We start from the raw sequence: 1,274 nt of genomic DNA on the forward strand, positions 1-1,274 counted from the left end.
CACACCCGCCATGTCGACGAAACAACACGGGCTCCCGCTTGGCACGAGAGCCCGTCAGAACTGCCGATGAAGCAGGGCTGGCTGCGTTCGTTCGCGAGCTGTAGCAACGGCGCGAACCTTAATGCGGCACAGAAACCTAGATCATGCGCGAACGCTCAATTGATGCTCGCATGTTCTGGCAGCGACGCGGACGACGGCGAAACCATTTTCTCCGCCCCCATTTTCTGTAACGTCTCGGCATCGACAAGCCGGGTAACGATCGGATGGAGCCGCAGGGCGCCCTCCTTCACCACCTGCTTGAAATTGGCAATCACATTGGCCGTCGTGCGCTGATCGGGCGCGACCACGTCAAGCAGCCAATTAATGCTACCCGAATTCCATTCCTCCGTCTTCAAGCGGATTGGGAACGTCCCGGCCTGGATTTGCTCACGAATGCGGCCATCCACTTCTTCACTGACACTCGCCCAAATCGCCAGTCCCGCCATATCGGCCAGCGGGTCATCCCCCTTGTCGCCACGATAGGCTAAGGAGATGCGGTCACGCATCAGCGGTTCTAGAACCAAATGCTGAAGGTCGGCGAGGGTCTGGTTGCGGTAGCGGGGTTGGACCATCATCGCCATCACGATCTTGCCGAAGCTCTCGCGGATATGCGCACGAACTGCCGAAATCTTTGCCGCGACGTCCGAATTCATCTCCGAACTTCCCGAAACCTCGCCGTTATTTTTGTTAATGACTTCGTCAGACCTATTGGTAACCATTAGCAGTCCCCTTAAATTCCAAATCCGGTTCGGAAAACAACATCGCCGCCGGTCGCAGTGAGCATACAACCAAAAGGTTCTACGCACCAACAACCATCACATTCCGGAAAGCAAGAATAATATACGAGATCGCACCGAAATTAAAAATCTGTAACCTGTTGCTCGGAATTTTGATGGCGGTGAACCACACACTTTCATCATAAAAAGGAGCAATTTTCTATTGCATAGATTGATGTCTCTGGCATCTAAGCAAATGAAACGAGGGGTGCGTCTCTATGCTTTTCCATTGCAGTAGCCACACTGCGGTTTTTGGCTGTTTTAGGTCGTTCAAGCGGTCAAGAATTCATAGTTTATCGAATTTTTGCTGGGACTGGCCCATTACTGCCGTGTCGCAATCGCGGTGCTAGATCCTTCGAATTCCGAAGGACACCAAGCCCACCCAAACACTCCGACGTTGCGGCCATTGGCGACGTTTTCGTATGCAACTGCCTCGAGCTAGTGCTGGAAGTTAATCCT

Annotated in this window: 1 protein-coding gene; it reads right to left on the reverse strand. The window is 53.1% G+C overall.

Annotation, left to right across the window (positions count from 1 at the left end):
• Window positions 1–155 precede the first annotated feature (155 nt).
• On the reverse strand, window positions 156–758 hold the full coding sequence (locus tag ACZ1JV_RS08305) for a toxin-activating lysine-acyltransferase (protein WP_465148502.1): 603 nt from the start codon (window positions 756–758) through the stop codon (window positions 156–158).
• Window positions 759–1,274 lie beyond the last annotated feature (516 nt).

Source organism: Novosphingobium sp. BL-S-19, assembly GCF_055521675.1.